The sequence below is a fragment of the Delftia sp. UME58 genome (genome assembly GCF_014170385.1).
GTDB classification, from domain to species: Bacteria; Pseudomonadota; Gammaproteobacteria; order Burkholderiales; family Burkholderiaceae_C; genus Comamonas; species Comamonas acidovorans.
In genome coordinates this window covers 138,042-154,930 of record NZ_LZZV01000114.1, presented here as the reverse complement: position 1 = coordinate 154,930, position 16,889 = coordinate 138,042, and the positions used below count along the sequence as shown (strand labels likewise).

The following is a 16,889-nucleotide window of genomic DNA, read 5'->3' as shown; positions in this document are numbered from 1 at the left end:
GGGCCTCCGTTTACAGCAGGATGCGGCGGTAGTCCGCCAGCACTTGGCCCAGGAAGGCATTGAAGCGCGCGGCCGAGGCACCGTCGATGACACGGTGGTCATAGGACAGCGACAGCGGCAGCGTCAGGCGCGGCACGAATTGCTTGCCATCCCACACCGGCTTCATCTGGCCCTTGGACAGGCCGAGGATGGCCACTTCAGGGGCGTTGATGATGGGGGTGAAGTTCGTGCCGCCGATGCCGCCCAGCGACGAGATCGAGAAGCAGCCGCCCTGCATGTCGGCAGCGCCCAGCTTGCCGTCGCGGGCCTTCTTGGCCAGCTCACCCATTTCCTGGCTGATCTGCAGGATGCCCTTCTTGTCGGCATCGCGCAGCACGGGGACCACCAGGCCATTGGGCGTGTCGGCCGCGAAGCCGACGTGGAAGTACTGCTTGTAGACCAGGGTGTCGCCGTCCAGCGAGGCGTTGAACTCCGGGAACTTCTTGAGCGCCGCAACCACCGCCTTGATCACGAAGGCCAGCATGGTCACCTTGACGCCGCTCTTCTCGTTCTCCTTGTTGGTGGAGACACGGAAGGCTTCCAGGTCGGTGATGTCGGCCTCGTCATTGTTGGTGACGTGCGGGATCATGACCCAGTTGCGCGACAGGTTGGCGCCGCTGATCTTCTTGATGCGCGACAGGTCCTTGCGCTCGACCGGGCCGAACTTGGCGAAGTCCACCTTGGGCCAGGGCAGCAGGTCCAGGCCTGCGCCGCCGCCGGAGCCGCCCTTGGGAGCGGTCGCGGCCTGGGCCTTGGTCTGCACGGCCCCCGCCATGACGGACTTGGTGAAGGACTGGATGTCGTCCGCCGTGATGCGGCCCTTGTTGCCCGAGCCCTTGACCTCGTCCAGCGGCACGCCCAGTTCGCGGGCGAACTTGCGCACCGAGGGCGATGCGTGGGGCAGCTTGCCCGTGGGCGCCACCGTGGGGTTGTGGGCAGGTGCAGCGGCGGGAGCCGATGCAGCAGGGCCAGCAACCGGAGCCGCAGCAGCCGGAGCCGCAGCAGCCGGTGCAGGGGCTGCAGCAGCAGGTGCCGGGGCCGCAGCCTGGGCTGCAGGCGCGGCGGCGCCCTGCACGCTCATCTGGCCGACCACGTCGCCCACGTTGACCGTGTCACCGATCTTGAGCGTCAGCGCCGTGATGGTGCCGGCCGCTGGCGACGGGATTTCCATCGAGGCCTTGTCGGATTCGACGGTGAACAGCGATTGCTCGGCCGTCACGGTGTCGCCGACCTTGACCAGCATCTCGATCACGGCCACGTCCTTGAAGTCGCCAATGTCGGGAATCTTGATGTCGATCTGCGTGGCGGCGCCCGAGGCCGCAGGCGCGGCGGCGGGAGCAGCGGCCGGTGCAGGCGCAGCCACCGGGGCCGGGGCTGCAGCGGCGGGGGCCGGTGCGGCGGCTGCAGGTGCCGGGGCAGCGGCTTCCGCCGACTCGACCACGGCAATGATGCTGCCCTGCTTGACCTTGTCGCCCATGTTGACGCGCAGTTCCTTGAGCACGCCAGCGTGGCTGGAGGGGATCTCCATGGAGGCCTTGTCGGACTCCACGGTGATCAGCGATTGCTCGGCCTTGATCTGATCGCCGGCCTTGACCAGCACTTCGATCACAGCAACTTCGTCGAAATCACCGATATCGGGGACTTGAATTTCTACCAATGCCATATGTGTCTCCCGTTCTTACTCAAGCGTGCAGCGGGTTGATCTTGTCGGCCTTGATGCCGTACTTGGCGATCGCCTCGGCCACGGTGGTGGCGTTGATCTTGCCTTCTTCGGCCAGCGCGCGCAGTGCGGCAACCACGATGTAGTGGCGATCCACTTCGAAGTGCTCGCGCAGCTTGCGGCGGAAGTCCGAACGGCCGAAGCCGTCGGTGCCCAGCACCTTGTAGGTGCGGCCCTTGGGCATGTAGGGGCGGATCTGCTCGGCGTAGGCCTTCATGTAGTCGGTGGATGCGATCACCGGGCCATTGTGCGACTGCAGCTGCTGCGTGACGAAGGGCACCTTCTGGGTGTCCAGCGGATGCAGCAGGTTCCAGCGGTCGGCATCCTGGCCGTCGCGGGTGAGTTCGTTGAAGCTCGGGCAGCTCCACACGTCGGCGGCAATGCCCCAGTCGGCCAGCAGCAGCTCCTGGGCGAAGAAGGATTCGCGCAGGATGGTGCCCGAACCCAGCAATTGCACGCGCAGGCCGCTTTCCGGCACCTTCTGGCCGGGCTTGCACAGGTACATGCCCTTGATGATCTGCTGCTCGGTGCCGGGCGTGAGGCCGGGCATGGCGTAGTTCTCGTTGAGCAGCGTGATGTAGTAGAAGACGTTTTCCTGGTTCTGCACCATGCGGCGCAGGCCGTCCTGCATGATCACGGCGACTTCGTGGGCGAAGGTCGGGTCGTAGCTCACGCAGTTGGGAATGGTGTTGGCCAGGATGTGGCTGTGGCCGTCTTCGTGCTGCAGGCCTTCGCCGTTCAGCGTGGTGCGACCCGAAGTGCCGCCCAGCAGGAAACCGCGCGCCTGCATGTCGCCGGCCGCCCAGGCCAGGTCACCGATGCGCTGGAAACCGAACATCGAGTAGTACACGTAGAACGGGATCATGATCCGGTTGCTCGTGCTGTAGCTCGTGGCTGCCGCGATCCAGCTGCTCATGCCGCCGGCTTCGTTGATGCCTTCCTGCAGGATCTGGCCGGCCTTGTCCTCGCGGTAGTACATCACCTGGTCCTTGTCGACCGGGGTGTACTGCTGTCCAGCGGGGTTGTAGATGCCGATCTGGCGGAACAGGCCTTCCATGCCGAAGGTACGGGCCTCGTCCACCAGGATGGGCACGACGCGCGGGCCGATTTCCTTGTCGCGCAGCAGCTGCGTGAGGAAGCGCACATAGGCCTGGGTGGTCGAGATCTCACGGCCTTCGGGCGTGGCTTCGAGGATGGCCTTGAAGGTATCCAGCGCAGGCGCCGTGAATTGCTCGCTGGCCTTCACGCGGCGGTGCGGCAGGTAGCCACCCAGGGCCTTGCGGCGCTCGTGCAGGTAGCGCATTTCCGGGGTATCGTCGGCCGGCTTGTAGAAAGGCAGGTCGGCGATCTGGCTGTCGGGGATTGGAATGTTGAAGCGGTCGCGGAAGGCCTTGATGTCCTCGTCGCCCAGCTTCTTGGTCTGGTGGACGGTGTTCTTGCCTTCACCGATCTTGCCCATGCCGAAGCCCTTGACGGTCTTGACCAGCAGCACGGTGGGCTGGCCCTTGTGCGAATTGGCAGCGTGGAAGGCCGCATAGACCTTTTGCGAATCGTGGCCGCCGCGGCGCAGGTTCCAGATCTCGTCGTCGCTCATGTGCTCGACCATCTTCAGCGCGCGCGGATCGCGGCCGAAGAAGTTCTTGCGCACATAGGCGCCGTCATTGGCCTTGAACGACTGGTAGTCGCCGTCGTTGCACTCGGCCATGATCTTCTTGAGCACGCCGTCCTTGTCCTTGGCCAATAGCTCGTCCCAGCCCTTGCCCCACAGCAGCTTGATGACGTTCCAGCCGGAGCCGCGGAACTCGCCTTCAAGTTCCTGGATGATCTTGCCGTTGCCGCGCACCGGGCCGTCCAGGCGCTGCAGGTTGCAGTTGATCACGAAGATCAGGTTGTCCAGCTTTTCGCGGGCGGCCAGCGAGATCGCGCCCAGCGACTCGACCTCGTCCATTTCGCCGTCGCCGCAGAACACCCAGACCTTGCGGCTTTCGGTGTCGGCAATGCCACGGGCATGCAGGTACTTGAGGAAGCGTGCCTGGTAGATGGCCATCAGCGGGCCCAGGCCCATGGACACCGTGGGGAACTGCCAGAACTCGGGCATCAGCTTGGGGTGCGGGTAGCTGGACAGGCCCTTGCCGTCCACTTCCTGGCGGAAGTTCAGCAGCTGCTCTTCGGAAATGCGGCCCTCAAGGTAGGCGCGGGCATAGATGCCGGGCGAGACGTGGCCCTGGATGTACAGGCAGTCGCCGCCGTGGTTCTCGTTTTCGGCGTGCCAGAAATGGTTGAAGCCGGCCGCGAACATGTTGGCCAGCGAAGCGAAGGAGCCGATGTGGCCGCCCAGGTCACCGCCTTCGGGCGGGTGCAGGCGGTTGGCCTTGACCACCATGGCCATGGCGTTCCAGCGCATGTAGGCGCGCAGACGACCTTCGATTTCCAGGTTGCCGGGACAGCGGGCTTCCTGCGAGGCCTCGATGGTGTTCACATAGCCGGTGTTGGCCGAGAAAGGCATGTCCACGCTGTTCTGGCGTGCGTGCTCGAGCAGGTCCTCGATCAGCTTGTGCGCGTACTCGGCGCCTTCACGATCGATGACGGCCGACAGGGCGTCCATCCATTCGCGCGATTCTTGTTGGTCCAGGCCGGCGGGAACGCCTGCATTGCCTTGCGGGTCAGTCTGAGCTGTCATGGGAATGTCTCCTTGCAGAAGGTAGCGTCTTGGGGTCGAACCAGTGAGCGGCACAGAGCGCCAACGCAGGCGGGTAGTTCACCACGCCTTGCGCGGCACAGACCCTGTCTGGCGAACTTGAAAATACCGATTCACTGCCTCAATGCTCGGCGAGTGTCGCATACTTTTTTCGAATTTCAAATGGTGCTTTCTGATTTCATAATTTGAAATTATGCTGCAAACGCACATACAGTGAAGACTCCAAAGAACGTCGCCGAAGCGCCTCCGTGGCGACTTCAATACTCCTTAAAAACAGTCAGACTCTCCCCTACACTGGGCGCATGCAATCCTCCCCTTCCGAGCACGGCACGCACAGCCCTGCCCCCATGGCAGGCGTGGCCGCGCCAGTGCGCTGGTGGCGCAGCTGGTGGCGCAGTCTTTCCCCCACGCGCCAGGACCGCTTCGCGGCCCTCGCCCCCCTCGCAGCCGTACTGATGTTCATGGCGGCCATCGTGGCCTCGTTCTGGTATCTGCGCATGGAGGAGATAGACCGTGAGAAGGAAGCGCTGCACCGCGACGTGGAATACGCCCAGCAACGCGTGCGCCTGCGCCTGCTGGAGCGCCAGGAGCAACTGATGCGCATGGCGCGCGACATCGGCAATCACGACCTGGGCGAGTCCGACTTCGCCAGCCGCGCCGAAGCACTCATCAGCCAGTACCCGGAACTGCAGTCCATCACCTGGATCGACGCACAGCGGCGCATCCTGGCCAGCCAGTCCGCACCCACCGTGAGCAGCGAGCAGCTGCGCATCCCGCGCGAAGTGCTGCGCGCCGGCGATGCGCTGGAGGCCTACCAGCTCGCGCGCGAGATGCAGCAACCCATCTACGTGCAGGGACTGGCCCACAAGGGGGAGGCAGCGCCGCTGCTGCAGCTGCATGTGCCGCTGGCACAGGACGGCCGCTATATCGGCGAACTGCTGGGCGAGTATTCGATCGACAGCCTGCTGCGCTACGGCACGCCTACCGAAATCATGGCCCGCTACGCCATGACCATGCTCGACAGCCGCGGCCAGGTGCTGGCAGGCACGCCGCTGACGCCGCGCAAGCAGACCGCCACCGAGCTGCTGCGCTGGCGCACCGTTGCCAATGAGGACGAGGCCCCCGTCGCCCCCGTGGGCAACAGCCTGGTGCTGCGCGCCCAGGCCTATCGCACCTCGCTGGGCGTGGTCGGCAGCGGCCTGTTCTGGCTGGTGGGCACGCTCAGTGCCATGACGGCATGGCTGCTGCTGGCCACCTGGCGCCACACGCGCCGCCGCCAGCGCGCCCAGGAGGCCCTGGTCGCCGAGACCAACTTCCGCCGCGCCATGGAAAACTCCGTGCTCACCGGCATGCGCGCGCTGGACCTGCAAGGCCGCATCACCTATGTGAATGCCGCCTTCTGCCAGATGACGGGCTGGAGCGAATCAGAGCTGGTCGGCCAGATGCCGCCCTACTCCTACTGGCCCGACAACGACTACGACAACCTGCACTCCAAGCTGCGCGAAGAGCTTTCGGGCAAGACCATCGTCGGCGGCTTCCAGGTGCGCGTGCAGCGCAAGAACGGCACGCAGTTCGATGCGCGCCTGTATGTCTCGCCGCTGATCGACGCCCATGGCCAGCACACGGGCTGGATGTCGTCCATGACCGACATCACCGAGCCCAACCGCATCCGCGAGCAGCTGTCCGCCTCCTACGAACGCTTTACCATCGTGCTGGAGGCGCTGGACGCCTCTGTGTCCGTCGCCCCGCTGGGCAGCGCCGAGCTGCTGTTCGCCAACAAGCTGTACCGGCAATGGTTCGGCTCGCAGACCGATGGCCACCTGCAGCTCGTTGCCCAGGCCGGCGTGCTGCCCGTGCGCTCGCAGCCGCAAGGCATGGACGACGAGGACGGCCTCATGGGCCTGCCCACCGACTCGCTGACCAGCGCACGCAGCGAAAACGCCGAGATCTACCTGCCCGAACTGGGCAAGTGGCTGGAAGTGCGATCGCGCTACCTGAGCTGGGTGGACGGCCGCCTGGCCCAGATGGTGATTGCCACCGACATCACGCCGCGCCGCCTGGCCGAGGAACAGGCCGATCGCCAGGCCGAGCATGCCCAGTCCGTCAGCCGTCTGATCACCATGGGCGAGATGGCCTCCAGCGTGGCCCATGAACTCAACCAGCCGCTGACCGCCATCAGCAACTACTGCAGCGGCATGCTCACCCGGCTCGAAAAGGGCACGCTGACCGAAGAGCAGATGAAGTTCGCGCTGGAGAAAACCGCCCACCAGGCGCAGCGCGCGGGGCAGATCATTTTGCGCATACGCTCCTTCGTCAAGCGCAGCGAGCCCAACCGCACCCTGGCCCAGGTCACCGACATGGTCAGCGAGGCCGTGGAACTGGCCGGGATCGAGCTGCGCCGCCGCAATGTGCAGCTGACCTACCACGTGGCCGAGCGCATGCCGGCCATCATGGCCGACACCATCCTCATCGAGCAGGTGCTGGTCAACCTCATGAAGAACGGCGCCGAATCCATCGAACAGTCGGGCCGCCCCAGCCACCAGCGCAATGTGGAACTGCGTGTGGTGCCGCGCACCATCGAGGAGCAGCGCGTCATCGAATTCAACGTGCAGGACACCGGCAAGGGCCTGCCGCCCGAGGTGCTGGAGCGACTCTTCGAGGCCTTCTTCACCACCAAGAGCGAAGGCATGGGCATGGGCCTGAATCTGTGCCGCAGCATTGTCGAGTCCCACCAGGGCCGGATGCGTGCCGAGAACCTCTACAATGGTTCCGAGGTTGTCGGCTGCCGGTTTTCATTCTGGCTGCCGCTGGCCCCGCCGGGCGACGCGACAACGCCGGCAGCGACCATTGAACCCACAACAAGGACGATTGCATGAGCTTGATCCCGAAAAAAGGCACTGTGTACGTAGTTGATGACGACGAAGCGGTTCGTGATTCGTTGCAATGGTTGTTGGAGGGCAAGGACTATCGTGTGCGCTGCTTCGACTCGGCCGAGACCTTCCTCTCGCGCTACGACCCACGCGAGATCGCCTGCCTCATCGTCGACATCCGCATGGGCGGCATGACGGGCCTGGAGCTGCAGGACCGCCTGATCGAACGCAAGTCCCCCCTGCCCATCGTCTTCATCACCGGCCACGGCGACGTGCCCATGGCGGTGAACACCATGAAGAAGGGCGCACTGGACTTCATCCAGAAGCCGTTCAACGAAGAGGAACTGCTGAACCTGGTCGAGCGCATGCTGGACCATGCCCGCGAAGCCTTTGCCGGCCACCAGCAGGCCGCCAGCCGCGACGCGCTGCTGGCCAAGCTGACCAGCCGTGAAGCCCAGGTGCTGGAGCGCATCGTCGCCGGCCGGCTGAACAAGCAGATCGCCGACGATCTTGGCATCAGCATCAAGACGGTGGAGGCGCACCGCGCCAACATCATGGAAAAGCTCAACGCCAACACCGTGGCCGATCTGCTCAAGATCGCCCTGGGCCAGGGCCAGACCGCTGCGGCGGCCAAGGCAGCCGTCGCCGGATAAGCCAAGAGACACCACCGCTTTTTTCAAAGAGCTGCTAGCGCTTGATCAACAAGCCCTAGCAGCATTTTTATTGGTATTCACTGCAATGACAGCCCAACTCATCGACGGCAACGCCCTCTCCCGCCAACTGCGTGCCGAAGTCGCCCAGCGCGCCACAGCCCTGAAGGCCCACGGCACCACGCCCGGCCTGGCCGTGGTCCTGGTCGGCGACAACCCGGCCTCCCAGGTCTATGTGCGCAACAAGGTCAAGGCCTGCGAGGACGCTGGCTTTCATTCGGTGCTGGAGAAGTACGATGCCTCGATGACCGAGGCCGAACTGCTGGCCCGCGTCGAGGCGCTGAACAACGACCCGGCCATCCACGGCATCCTGGTCCAGCTCCCGCTGCCCGCACACATCGACGATCACAAGGTCATCGAGACCATTTCGCCGCTCAAGGACGTGGACGGCTTTCACGTGGCCAGCGCAGGCGCGCTGATGGTGGGCGAAGTCGGCTTCAAGGCCTGCACCCCCTACGGCTGCATGAAGATGCTGGAATCCATCGGCATGAAGGACCTGCGCGGCAAGCACGCCGTGGTCATCGGCCGCTCCAACATCGTCGGCAAGCCCATGGCCATGATGCTGCTGGCCGCCAATGCCACCGTGACCATCTGCCACAGCGGCACGGCCGATCTTGCCGCCATGACGCGCCAGGCCGATATCGTGGTCGCCGCCGTCGGCAAGCGCAACGTGCTGACGGCCGACATGTGCAAGCCCGGCGCCGTGGTCATCGACGTGGGCATGAATCGCAACGACGAAGGCAAGCTCTGCGGCGACGTGGACTTTGACGGCGTCAAGGAAGTGGCCGGCTTCATCACGCCCGTACCCGGCGGTGTCGGACCCATGACGATTACCATGCTGCTGGTCAACACCATGGAGGCGGCCGAGCGCGCCGCCGGCTGACCAGGAGCTGACAACCATCGGGCGGCTCCCTGGGGAGCCGCTTGATTTCAATGCACCCGACGGCATCTGACACGCATGAGCAATCCCCTCCTCGAATCCTCCGACCTGCCCCTGTTCGATCGCATACGCCCTGCCGATGTCGGCCCGGCCATCGATATCCTGCTGACCGGGGCCGCAGAGGCCCTGGAGACCGTCACGGCACCCGACTTTCCGGCGCGCTGGGATTCGATCTCGGCCGTGCTCGATGTCGCCACCGAGAAGCTGGGAACGGCCTGGGGCGCCGTCAGCCACCTCAACAGCGTGGCCGATACGCCCGAGCTGCGCGCCGCCTACAACGAGTCCTTGCCCAAGGTCACCGAATTCTGGACACGCCTGGGTGCCGACGAGCGCCTGTACGCCAAGTACAAGGCCATTGACCCCGCCACGCTCAATGTCGAGCAGCGCGCGGCCTGGGACCATGCCATGCGCAACTTCGTGCTCTCCGGCGCCGAGCTGCGGGGCGAGGACAAGCTGCGCTTTGCCAAGATCCAGGAACGTTCGGCCGAACTGACGCAGAAGTTCAGCGAGAACGCGCTCGACGCCACCGATGCATTCGCCTACTATGCCACGGCCGAAGAGCTGGACGGCGTGCCGCAGGATGTGCGCCAGGCAGCCCGCTCCGCCGCCGAAGCCGAAGGCAAGCAAGGCTTCAAGCTCACGCTGAAGATGCCCTGCTATCTGCCCGTGATGCAGTTCGCAGCCAGCAGTGCGCTGCGCGAGAAGCTCTACCGCGCCTATGTGACACGCGCCTCCGACCAGGCCGAGGGCGATGCCATCCGCTTCGACAACACGGCCAACATCTCGGAGATCCTGGCCCTGCGCAAGGAGGAGGCGCAGTTGCTGGGTTACCGCAATTTCGGCGAGATTTCGCTGGTTCCCAAGATGGCGCATTCGCCACAGCAGGTGATCGACTTTCTGCGCGATCTCGCGCACCGGGCTCGCCCCTATGCCGAGAAGGATGTCGCCGACCTGCGCGCCTTCGCACGCGATGAGCTGGGCCTGGCCGATCCCCAGCCCTGGGACTGGGCCTATGTCTCCGAAAAGCTCAAGGAGGCGCGCTATGCCTTCAGCGAGCAGGAGGTCAAGCAGTACTTCCCTGCGCCCAAGGTGCTGGCCGGCCTGTTCAAGATCGTCGAGACGCTGTTCGACGTGGCCATCCGCCGCGACGTGGCGCCGGTCTGGAATCCCGCCGTCGAGTTCTATCGCATCGAGCGCAGCACGCCGCAAGGCCCCGAGCTGGTCGGCCAGTTCTACCTGGACCAGCCGGCGCGATCGGGCAAGCGTGGCGGCGCCTGGATGGACGATGTGCGTACCCGCTGGCTGCGCCCCGACAACCACAGGCTGCAGACGCCGGTCGCTCACCTGGTCTGCAACTTCGCCACCGGCGTCGATGGCAAGCCTGCCCTGCTCACGCACGATGACGTGATCACGCTGTTCCATGAAACCGGCCACGGCCTGCACCACATGCTGACCCAGGTCAACGAGCGCGACGTCTCGGGCATCGCGGGCGTGGAATGGGATGCCGTGGAGCTGCCAAGCCAGTTCATGGAGAACTTCTGCTGGGAATGGGAAGTGCTCAGGCACATGACCGCCCACGTGGACAGCGGCGAGCCGCTGCCGCGCGCCCTGTACGACAAGATGATCGCGGCCAAGAACTTCCAGTCGGGCATGCAGACGCTGCGCCAGATCGAGTTCTCGCTGTTCGACATGCTGCTGCATACCGAGCATGATCCGAAGGCAGACATCATGCCGCTGCTGGCCCGCGTGCGCGCCGAGGTGGCCGTGCTGCCCTCTACCCCCTACAGCCGCTCGGCCCACACCTTCAGCCACATCTTTGCAGGCGGCTATGCAGCCGGCTACTACAGCTACAAGTGGGCCGAAGTCCTCTCGGCAGATGCCTATGCGGCCTTCGAGGAAACCATGCTCGCCGATGGAACGCCCAACCCCGAAACGGGCCGCCGCTACCGCGAGGCGATTCTGGAGGCCGGGGGCGCGCGCCCGGCCATGGAGTCGTTCAAGGCCTTCCGTGGCCGCGAACCCCAGTTGGATGCACTGTTGCGCCACCAGGGCATGGCCCGGGCCTGAGAGCCCGGCCCCAGGTCTGCAGCGCCCCGATGGGGCGCTTTTTCCTGGCCCGCCCAACGCGGCCGGATGCGCACCACCACATCCGGCTGTGCGGCAAGGCAGCCCTGGGTGGATGGCACGCTATGCTTGCAGGCACTCATGGTCAGGCATCCATCCAGCGGCGCATTGGCCATGCCTGGCACGCAACCCTTCTCTCCTTCAATCGAGATCGTCCATGCAGTCTTCACTCAGCTCTGGCCACGGCGCGCTGCGCCACCTGATGCCTTGCCTCGCCCTCGCCTGCCTTGCCGCAGCACTGCCGGCCGGTGCGCAACAGGTGCACCGCATTGTCGGACCCGATGGAAAGGTCACTTTCTCGGACCGCCCGGCCCAAAGCGCCCAGCAGCAGGCAGCGCCTGCCGCCCCGTCAGTCGCGGGCACCGCTGACAGCAATGCCAACCTGCCCTATGCGCTGCGCCAGATCGCCGGCCGCTTTCCGGTAACGCTGTACACCTCGTCCGACTGCGCGCCCTGCGACAGCGCGCGCCAGTTGCTCCAAGCCAGAGGCATTCCCTATGCCGAGCGCCTGGTGCAGACCGAGGCGGACGCCGCTGCCCTGCAAAAGCTCAGCGGCCAGAACAGCCTGCCGTTTGCCACCGTTGGCAAGCAGTTCCTGAGCGGCTTCTCGTCCAGCGAATGGACCCAGTACCTGGACGCCGCAGGCTATCCCGCCACCTCGCAACTGCCTGCCCAGTACAGGCGTCCATCGGCACAGCCATTGACCACGCCTACGCCCGCTGCGTCGGCGGCTGCATCGGCGCGCGCAGCAGCACCCGCCGCTGCCGAGGACCAGGGCAGCAGGCGCCTTCCCACGCCCGCCCCGGCGCCTGGTGCACGCACCAACGACAACCCCGCAGGCCTGAGCTTCTAGGCAAGCGCCTGCCGCAGCAATCACGAGCCCGGCAGTGGATTCCATGCTGTCCGATGTGGTCTGGACCATGGCAAGGCTTGCCACGCTTGTCGGCCTGCCCGCGCTCATCGTGTGGAGCCTGGTTGCAAGGCCTTCATGGCGAGAGCCTTTCAGGCTGGCCAGTCTGGTGCTGGTGCCTTGCCTGATCACGCTGTGGTTCATGCATGACGGAGGCCTGGGCAACGGCCTCAACCGCCTGGCCTACTACATGACGACGGCTGCGTTCCTTGCCGTCTACACGGGGCTGGCGGCCATCGCCCTGCTCATGCAGCGCCACAAGAAACAGCGCGCGCAAGCTTCGTTGCGCGCGCTGTGCCTGGGTGCAGTGGCCCTGCTCGCATGGATCACAGGCGCCGTGGCGTTCGAGAGCCTCGGCTAGCCGAGGCCGGGGGGCCTTCGCTCAATAGTTGAGCGTCTGCACGCCTTCGGGCGTGCCCAGCAGGCAGACCGATGCCTTCTGGTGCGCAAACACTCCCACGGTCACCACGCCAGGCCATTGGTTGACTTCGGACTCGAAGGCCAGCGGTTCGGAGATCTTCAGGCCGCGCACATCAAGAATGTGCTGGCCGTTGTCCGTCACCAGGGGCACGCCGTCCTTCCTGCGGATCTCGGCGCGGCCACCCAGGGCCTTGAAGCGGTTCGCAATCTGGGCAGCCGCCATGGGAATCACCTCCACAGGCAGCGGAAAGTCTCCGAGCACCTCGACGCGCTTGGACGCATCGGCAATGCAGACAAAGCGCTCGGCCAGCGCAGCGACGATCTTCTCGCGCGTCAGCGCGGCGCCGCCGCCCTTGACCATGTAGCCGCGGCCGTCGATCTCGTCGGCGCCGTCGATGTAGACCGACAGGCTGGCGACTTCGTTGGCATCCAGCACCTTGATGCCCAGCGCCTTCAGGCGCTCGGTGCTGGCCACGGAGCTGGACACGGCGCCCGGGATCCGGTCCTTGATGGTGGCCAGTGCATCGATGAACTTGTTGACCGTGGAGCCGGTGCCCACGCCGACGATTTCGCCGGGCACCACATAGGCCAGTGCGGCTTGCCCGACCAGGGCTTTGAGTTCATCTTGGGAAAAAGAGGCAGCAGATGTCGTCATGAGGGAAAATCCAGGTAATCCTTTGATTATCCCCATGTCTCTGATCCCCTACGCCCTGACCCGTCCCTTTCTCTTCGGCATGGACCCCGAATCCGCCCACGATCTCACGATGAGCCTGATGGCAAAGGGGCAGAACACGCTCCTGCAGCAGGCATGGGCACAGCCCATGGTGAGTGACCCCGTCGAACTTGCCGGCCTCAGGTTCCCCAACCGCGTGGGCATGGCAGCGGGTCTGGACAAGAATGCACGCTGCATCGACGCGCTGGCCGCCATGGGCTTCGGCTTCGTCGAGGTGGGCACCGTGACACCCCGCCCGCAACCCGGCAATCCCAAGCCGCGCATGTTCCGCATTCCCGAACGCAATGCGCTGATCAACCGCCTGGGCTTCAACAACGAAGGCCTGGATGCCTTCCTGAGCAACGTCAGGCGCTCACAGGCCCGCGCCCAGGGCAAGCCCATGCTGCTGGGGCTGAACATCGGCAAGAACGCCACCACTCCCATCGAAGACGCCACCAGCGACTACCTCAAGGCGCTGGACGGCGTGTACCCGCATGCCGACTACGTGACGGTGAACATCAGCTCGCCCAACACCAAGAACCTGCGCGCCCTGCAAAGCGACGAAGCGCTGGACGCCCTGCTGGGTGCGATTGCCGAGCGCCGCGAGCAGCTGGCCACGCAGCATGGCAAGCGGGTGCCGGTGTTCGTGAAGATCGCACCCGATCTCGATGAGGAGCAGGTCGGCGTCATCGCCACCACGCTGCAGCGCCATGGCATGGATGGTGTGATCGCCACCAACACCACGATCAGCCGGGAAGCCGTCAAGGGCCTGCCCCACGCGCAGGAAACGGGAGGCCTGTCCGGCGCGCCGGTGCTGGAAGCCAGCAACCAGGTCATCCGCCAGCTGCGTTCCGCCCTGGGCAGCCGCTACCCCATCATCGGCGTGGGCGGCATTCTCAGCGGCGAGGATGCCGTCAGCAAGATCCGCGCAGGCGCCGACGTGGTCCAGATCTACAGCGGCCTGATCTACCGAGGCCCTGCCCTGGTGCCCGAGACCGCACGCGCCATAGCCCAGCTGCGTTGAGGCCGGTGCCAGAAAGACAGTTGCCGGGCAGTAGCCAGGTGGCTGCCTGGCCGTTTCCAGCCAAGGCAGGCTCGTCCAAGACACCACCGCCAGCGCTGCCGCACTGGATGCAGAACGCGAAAACGCCCGGCATGCCGGGCGTTTTCTTTGGGAGAGAAGCAGGCTTCTCGGCCCTCAACCCCTGCGCTGCTGCCAGCGCAGGATCAGGGGCATGACGGTGGTGCCGAATCGCAGCAGCTTGCGCGGGCCCACCATCAGTGCGGCACCGGCCGCCACGGCCACGGCCACGGGATGCAGGCGCGCAAAGGTGATGGCACGCTCCACCAGCGGCGCATCGGGCTGCACCTGGGTGGCAGAGCGGCTCAATGCCCGGGCCTGGGCCACGGCCGCAGAGCGCGCCTTGAGGCGCTCGCGCTGCTGGGCAATGCGTTGCATCACCTGCTGCTGCTCAACGGTGGATGTGGCCCAGAGCTGCGCATTGAGCCCCGTGGGCGCGGGCGGCGCGATGGCGTTGCGGGACGGGGAAGCGTTGGAAGCATCGACCATGGCTACAGCCTCTTCTTCAGCGCCTGCCAGTCCTGGCTCAGCTCGTTGCGGGTAAGGATGAAGGGGCGGGCCAGCCGGCGCACGGCGGCAAGCAATTGCCACAGGGCGATGGCCCAGACCGCCAGCCAGCCACCGCCGACCAGCCAGGCCACCAGCACGCGGTGCTCGGTATCCCAGAACTGCACGAGCAAGGCCACCGACAGCGTGAGCATCACCACGACGCTGAGTCCAGCGAGCGCAATCAGCAGCACGACCACCGTCTGCATGCTGCGCTTGTGCTCGGCCCACTCAAGCCGGGCGAGGTCCGTCCGGTCCTCTGCGGCGATGGCCAGCTCGATCACGGAAGCGCGCCAGCGCGCCACCCAGGCATCCAAACCCAGAAGGGAAATCCAATTCACAGGCATCCTTTTCTGGTCAGGCATGCCGTTGATCAGCGACGACCCAGCAGGAAGCCCAGCAAGGCACCCATGGCAAGGGCAGCGCCTGCGACGCGCCACGGCTCATCGTGGGCGTAGCGATCGGCAGCGTAGGCGGCATCCTTGGCCTGGCGGGCCGCTTCCTGCGCCGCACGCACGGCGGACTCACGCACATTGGACATGCCATCATCGATACGCTGGCGCAGCATATGGATTTCCGGCACTGCGTCCAGCTCCTTGGCAGACAGCAGACCACGCAGGTCGCCGACCAGCTTTTCAAGATCGGCTTGTGCGGTGGAGACGGTGTCAGTGATCGATTTCGTCATGATGAGCCTTTCTATTGAGGTGAAAACAAATACAGCGGGGAGCAGGCAATCATGTCGCCCGATACCTGTCACGCAACATGGGCAGGGCCCTTGTTACATACAAGCATCTTATCCAATTGTTCCCGGGCTTCCGGGAAGCGAGGGGGCCTGCGCCTTGTCAGACAAGGCCTGCCGTGGCCGTGTGTCTTGAACCGGCAGATCCTCAGGCCAGCAATTGCGCCACATGCGCGCCAATGGCCAGGCAGCTCGTCAATCCCGGTGACTCGATGCCCAGCAGTTGCACCACGCCCGCAACGCCATGGCTCCGAGGCCCCTGGATCACGAAGTCTGCGGCGGCCTCGCCGGGGCCGCTGATCTTGGGCCGGATTCCTGCATAGCCAGGCTCCAGGGAGGCGTCGGGCAGCTCAGGCCAGTAGCGACGGATCTCCGCATAGAAGGCCTCTGCACGCGCCGGATCCACTTGCAGATCGTCCGCGCCATCGACCCACTGCACATCAGGGCCGAACTTCGCCTGCCCTCCCATGTCCAGGGTCAGGTGCACGCCCAGACCCGCCGCCTCGGGCACCGGGTAGATCAGTCGCGAGAACGGCGCACGCCCCGCCAGCGTGAAATAGTTGCCCTTGGCGTAGTAGGCATGGGGCACGTACTGCGACGGCAAGCCCCGGATGCGTGATGCCAGCGCCGGTGCCTGCAGCCCTGCGGCATTGACCAGCGTGCTGGCCGTCAATTCCGTGCCGTCCTCCGTGCGCAGCCAGATGCCGTCCGACACGGCGGCCGCCTCCTGCACCTGGGCATGGCAGACCACCATGCCACCCGCGTGCTCCAGATCGCCCTGCAAGGCCAGCATCAACCCATGGCTGTCGATGATGCCGGTGCTCGGCGAAGACAGGGCCGCCACGCATTGCAGCGCGGGCTCCAGGCTCCGGGCCTCGTCACGCTCCAGCCAGCGCAGATCATGGACGCCATTGGCCTCGGCCTTGCGTGCAATGGCCTGCAGCTGCCCACGCTGCGCCTCATCCGTCGCGACGATGAGCTTGCCGCAACGCCGGTACTCGACGCCGCGCTCTTCGCAGTAGGCATACAGCCGCTGCCGGCCTTCGACGCACAGACGCGCCTTCAGGGAATCCTGCGGATAGTAGATGCCCGCATGGATGACCTCGCTGTTGCGCGAGCTGGTACCTGTACCTATGGCCTCGGCCGCCTCCAGCACCATCACCCCCCTGCCCTGCAAGGCCAGCGCCCTGGCCACCGCGAGCCCCACGACCCCTGCCCCGACCACCACGCAATCGACTTGTTCGCTCATCTTGTCCGCCTGTTTTTTACCAGACTGTCGATTATCGGCGCGCCTGGCAGGCCGCGAGAGACCGTCCTTCACGGCGCCTGTGACCGCGCGCGCGCCATTCCCTGCCCTGTCTGATCCGGCACGAACAATTG

Annotated in this window: 14 protein-coding genes; 7 read left to right on the top strand and 7 right to left on the bottom strand. The window is 65.4% G+C overall.

Annotation, left to right across the window (positions count from 1 at the left end; translation table 11 throughout):
- Nucleotides 1-10: 10 nt before the first annotated feature.
- Nucleotides 11-1,702: a dihydrolipoyllysine-residue acetyltransferase gene (gene aceF, locus A9976_RS30030; protein WP_183021988.1), complete on the bottom strand. Its 1,692-nt coding sequence runs from the start codon at nt 1,700-1,702 to the stop codon at nt 11-13.
- A gap of 19 nt (nt 1,703-1,721) precedes the next feature.
- Nucleotides 1,722-4,439 (bottom strand): pyruvate dehydrogenase (acetyl-transferring), homodimeric type, encoded by a 2,718-nt coding sequence (aceE, locus tag A9976_RS30025; protein WP_183021987.1) that lies wholly within the window; start codon nt 4,437-4,439, stop codon nt 1,722-1,724.
- 320 nt (nt 4,440-4,759) lie between these two features.
- On the opposite strand from aceE, the gene A9976_RS30020 reads away from it, so the two are divergent.
- From A9976_RS30020 to A9976_RS29995, 6 genes are all read left to right on the top strand, one after another.
- A complete protein-coding gene (locus A9976_RS30020; RefSeq protein ID WP_183021986.1) occupies nt 4,760-7,333 on the top strand; it encodes a PAS domain-containing sensor histidine kinase in 2,574 nt (857 codons plus the stop codon).
- Nucleotides 7,330-7,980 (top strand): response regulator transcription factor, encoded by a 651-nt coding sequence (locus A9976_RS30015; RefSeq protein ID WP_012205807.1) that lies wholly within the window; start codon nt 7,330-7,332, stop codon nt 7,978-7,980. Before A9976_RS30020 ends, A9976_RS30015 begins: the two co-directional genes overlap by 4 nt.
- Nucleotides 7,981-8,065: 85 nt before the next feature.
- The gene (folD, locus tag A9976_RS30010; RefSeq protein ID WP_183021985.1) at nt 8,066-8,920 is read left to right on the top strand and encodes a bifunctional methylenetetrahydrofolate dehydrogenase/methenyltetrahydrofolate cyclohydrolase FolD; all 855 of its coding nucleotides are present in this window, start codon (nt 8,066-8,068) and stop codon (nt 8,918-8,920) included.
- A gap of 75 nt (nt 8,921-8,995) precedes the next feature.
- The gene (locus A9976_RS30005) at nt 8,996-11,044 is read left to right on the top strand and encodes a M3 family metallopeptidase (protein ID WP_183021984.1); all 2,049 of its coding nucleotides are present in this window, start codon (nt 8,996-8,998) and stop codon (nt 11,042-11,044) included.
- A gap of 214 nt (nt 11,045-11,258) precedes the next feature.
- On the top strand, nt 11,259-11,954 hold the full coding sequence (locus A9976_RS30000) for a glutaredoxin family protein (protein WP_183021983.1): 696 nt from the start codon (nt 11,259-11,261) through the stop codon (nt 11,952-11,954).
- Between the two features lie 43 nt (nt 11,955-11,997).
- Nucleotides 11,998-12,372, top strand: coding sequence for a hypothetical protein (locus A9976_RS29995; RefSeq protein WP_220808979.1), 375 nt, complete (start codon nt 11,998-12,000; stop codon nt 12,370-12,372).
- A 21-nt stretch (nt 12,373-12,393) separates the two neighbouring features.
- On the opposite strand, the gene rpiA is transcribed toward A9976_RS29995, so the two are convergent.
- Nucleotides 12,394-13,086 carry a ribose-5-phosphate isomerase RpiA gene (gene rpiA, locus A9976_RS29990; protein WP_183021981.1) on the bottom strand — a complete coding sequence of 231 codons (693 nt, stop codon included), beginning with the start codon at nt 13,084-13,086 and terminating at the stop codon, nt 12,394-12,396.
- 34 nt (nt 13,087-13,120) lie between these two features.
- On the opposite strand from rpiA, the gene A9976_RS29985 reads away from it, so the two are divergent.
- Nucleotides 13,121-14,167, top strand: coding sequence for a quinone-dependent dihydroorotate dehydrogenase (locus tag A9976_RS29985; protein ID WP_183021980.1), 1,047 nt, complete (start codon nt 13,121-13,123; stop codon nt 14,165-14,167).
- A 174-nt stretch (nt 14,168-14,341) separates the two neighbouring features.
- Here A9976_RS29985 and A9976_RS29980 read toward each other — a convergent pair whose 3' ends face one another.
- The 4 genes from A9976_RS29980 to A9976_RS29965 all read right to left on the bottom strand — a co-directional run bounded on the left by A9976_RS29980 (nt 14,342) and on the right by A9976_RS29965 (nt 16,758).
- Nucleotides 14,342-14,713, bottom strand: a complete 372-nt coding sequence (locus tag A9976_RS29980; protein ID WP_183021979.1) for a hypothetical protein — start codon at nt 14,711-14,713, stop codon at nt 14,342-14,344.
- 2 nt (nt 14,714-14,715) lie between these two features.
- Nucleotides 14,716-15,135, bottom strand: coding sequence for a phage holin family protein (locus A9976_RS29975; protein WP_183021978.1), 420 nt, complete (start codon nt 15,133-15,135; stop codon nt 14,716-14,718).
- Between the two features lie 8 nt (nt 15,136-15,143).
- Complete coding sequence (locus A9976_RS29970; protein WP_012205816.1) at nt 15,144-15,455, bottom strand: DUF883 domain-containing protein; 312 nt, start codon at nt 15,453-15,455, stop codon at nt 15,144-15,146.
- Between the two features lie 202 nt (nt 15,456-15,657).
- Complete coding sequence (locus tag A9976_RS29965; protein WP_183021977.1) at nt 15,658-16,758, bottom strand: NAD(P)/FAD-dependent oxidoreductase; 1,101 nt, start codon at nt 16,756-16,758, stop codon at nt 15,658-15,660.
- Nucleotides 16,759-16,889: the final 131 nt, after the last annotated feature.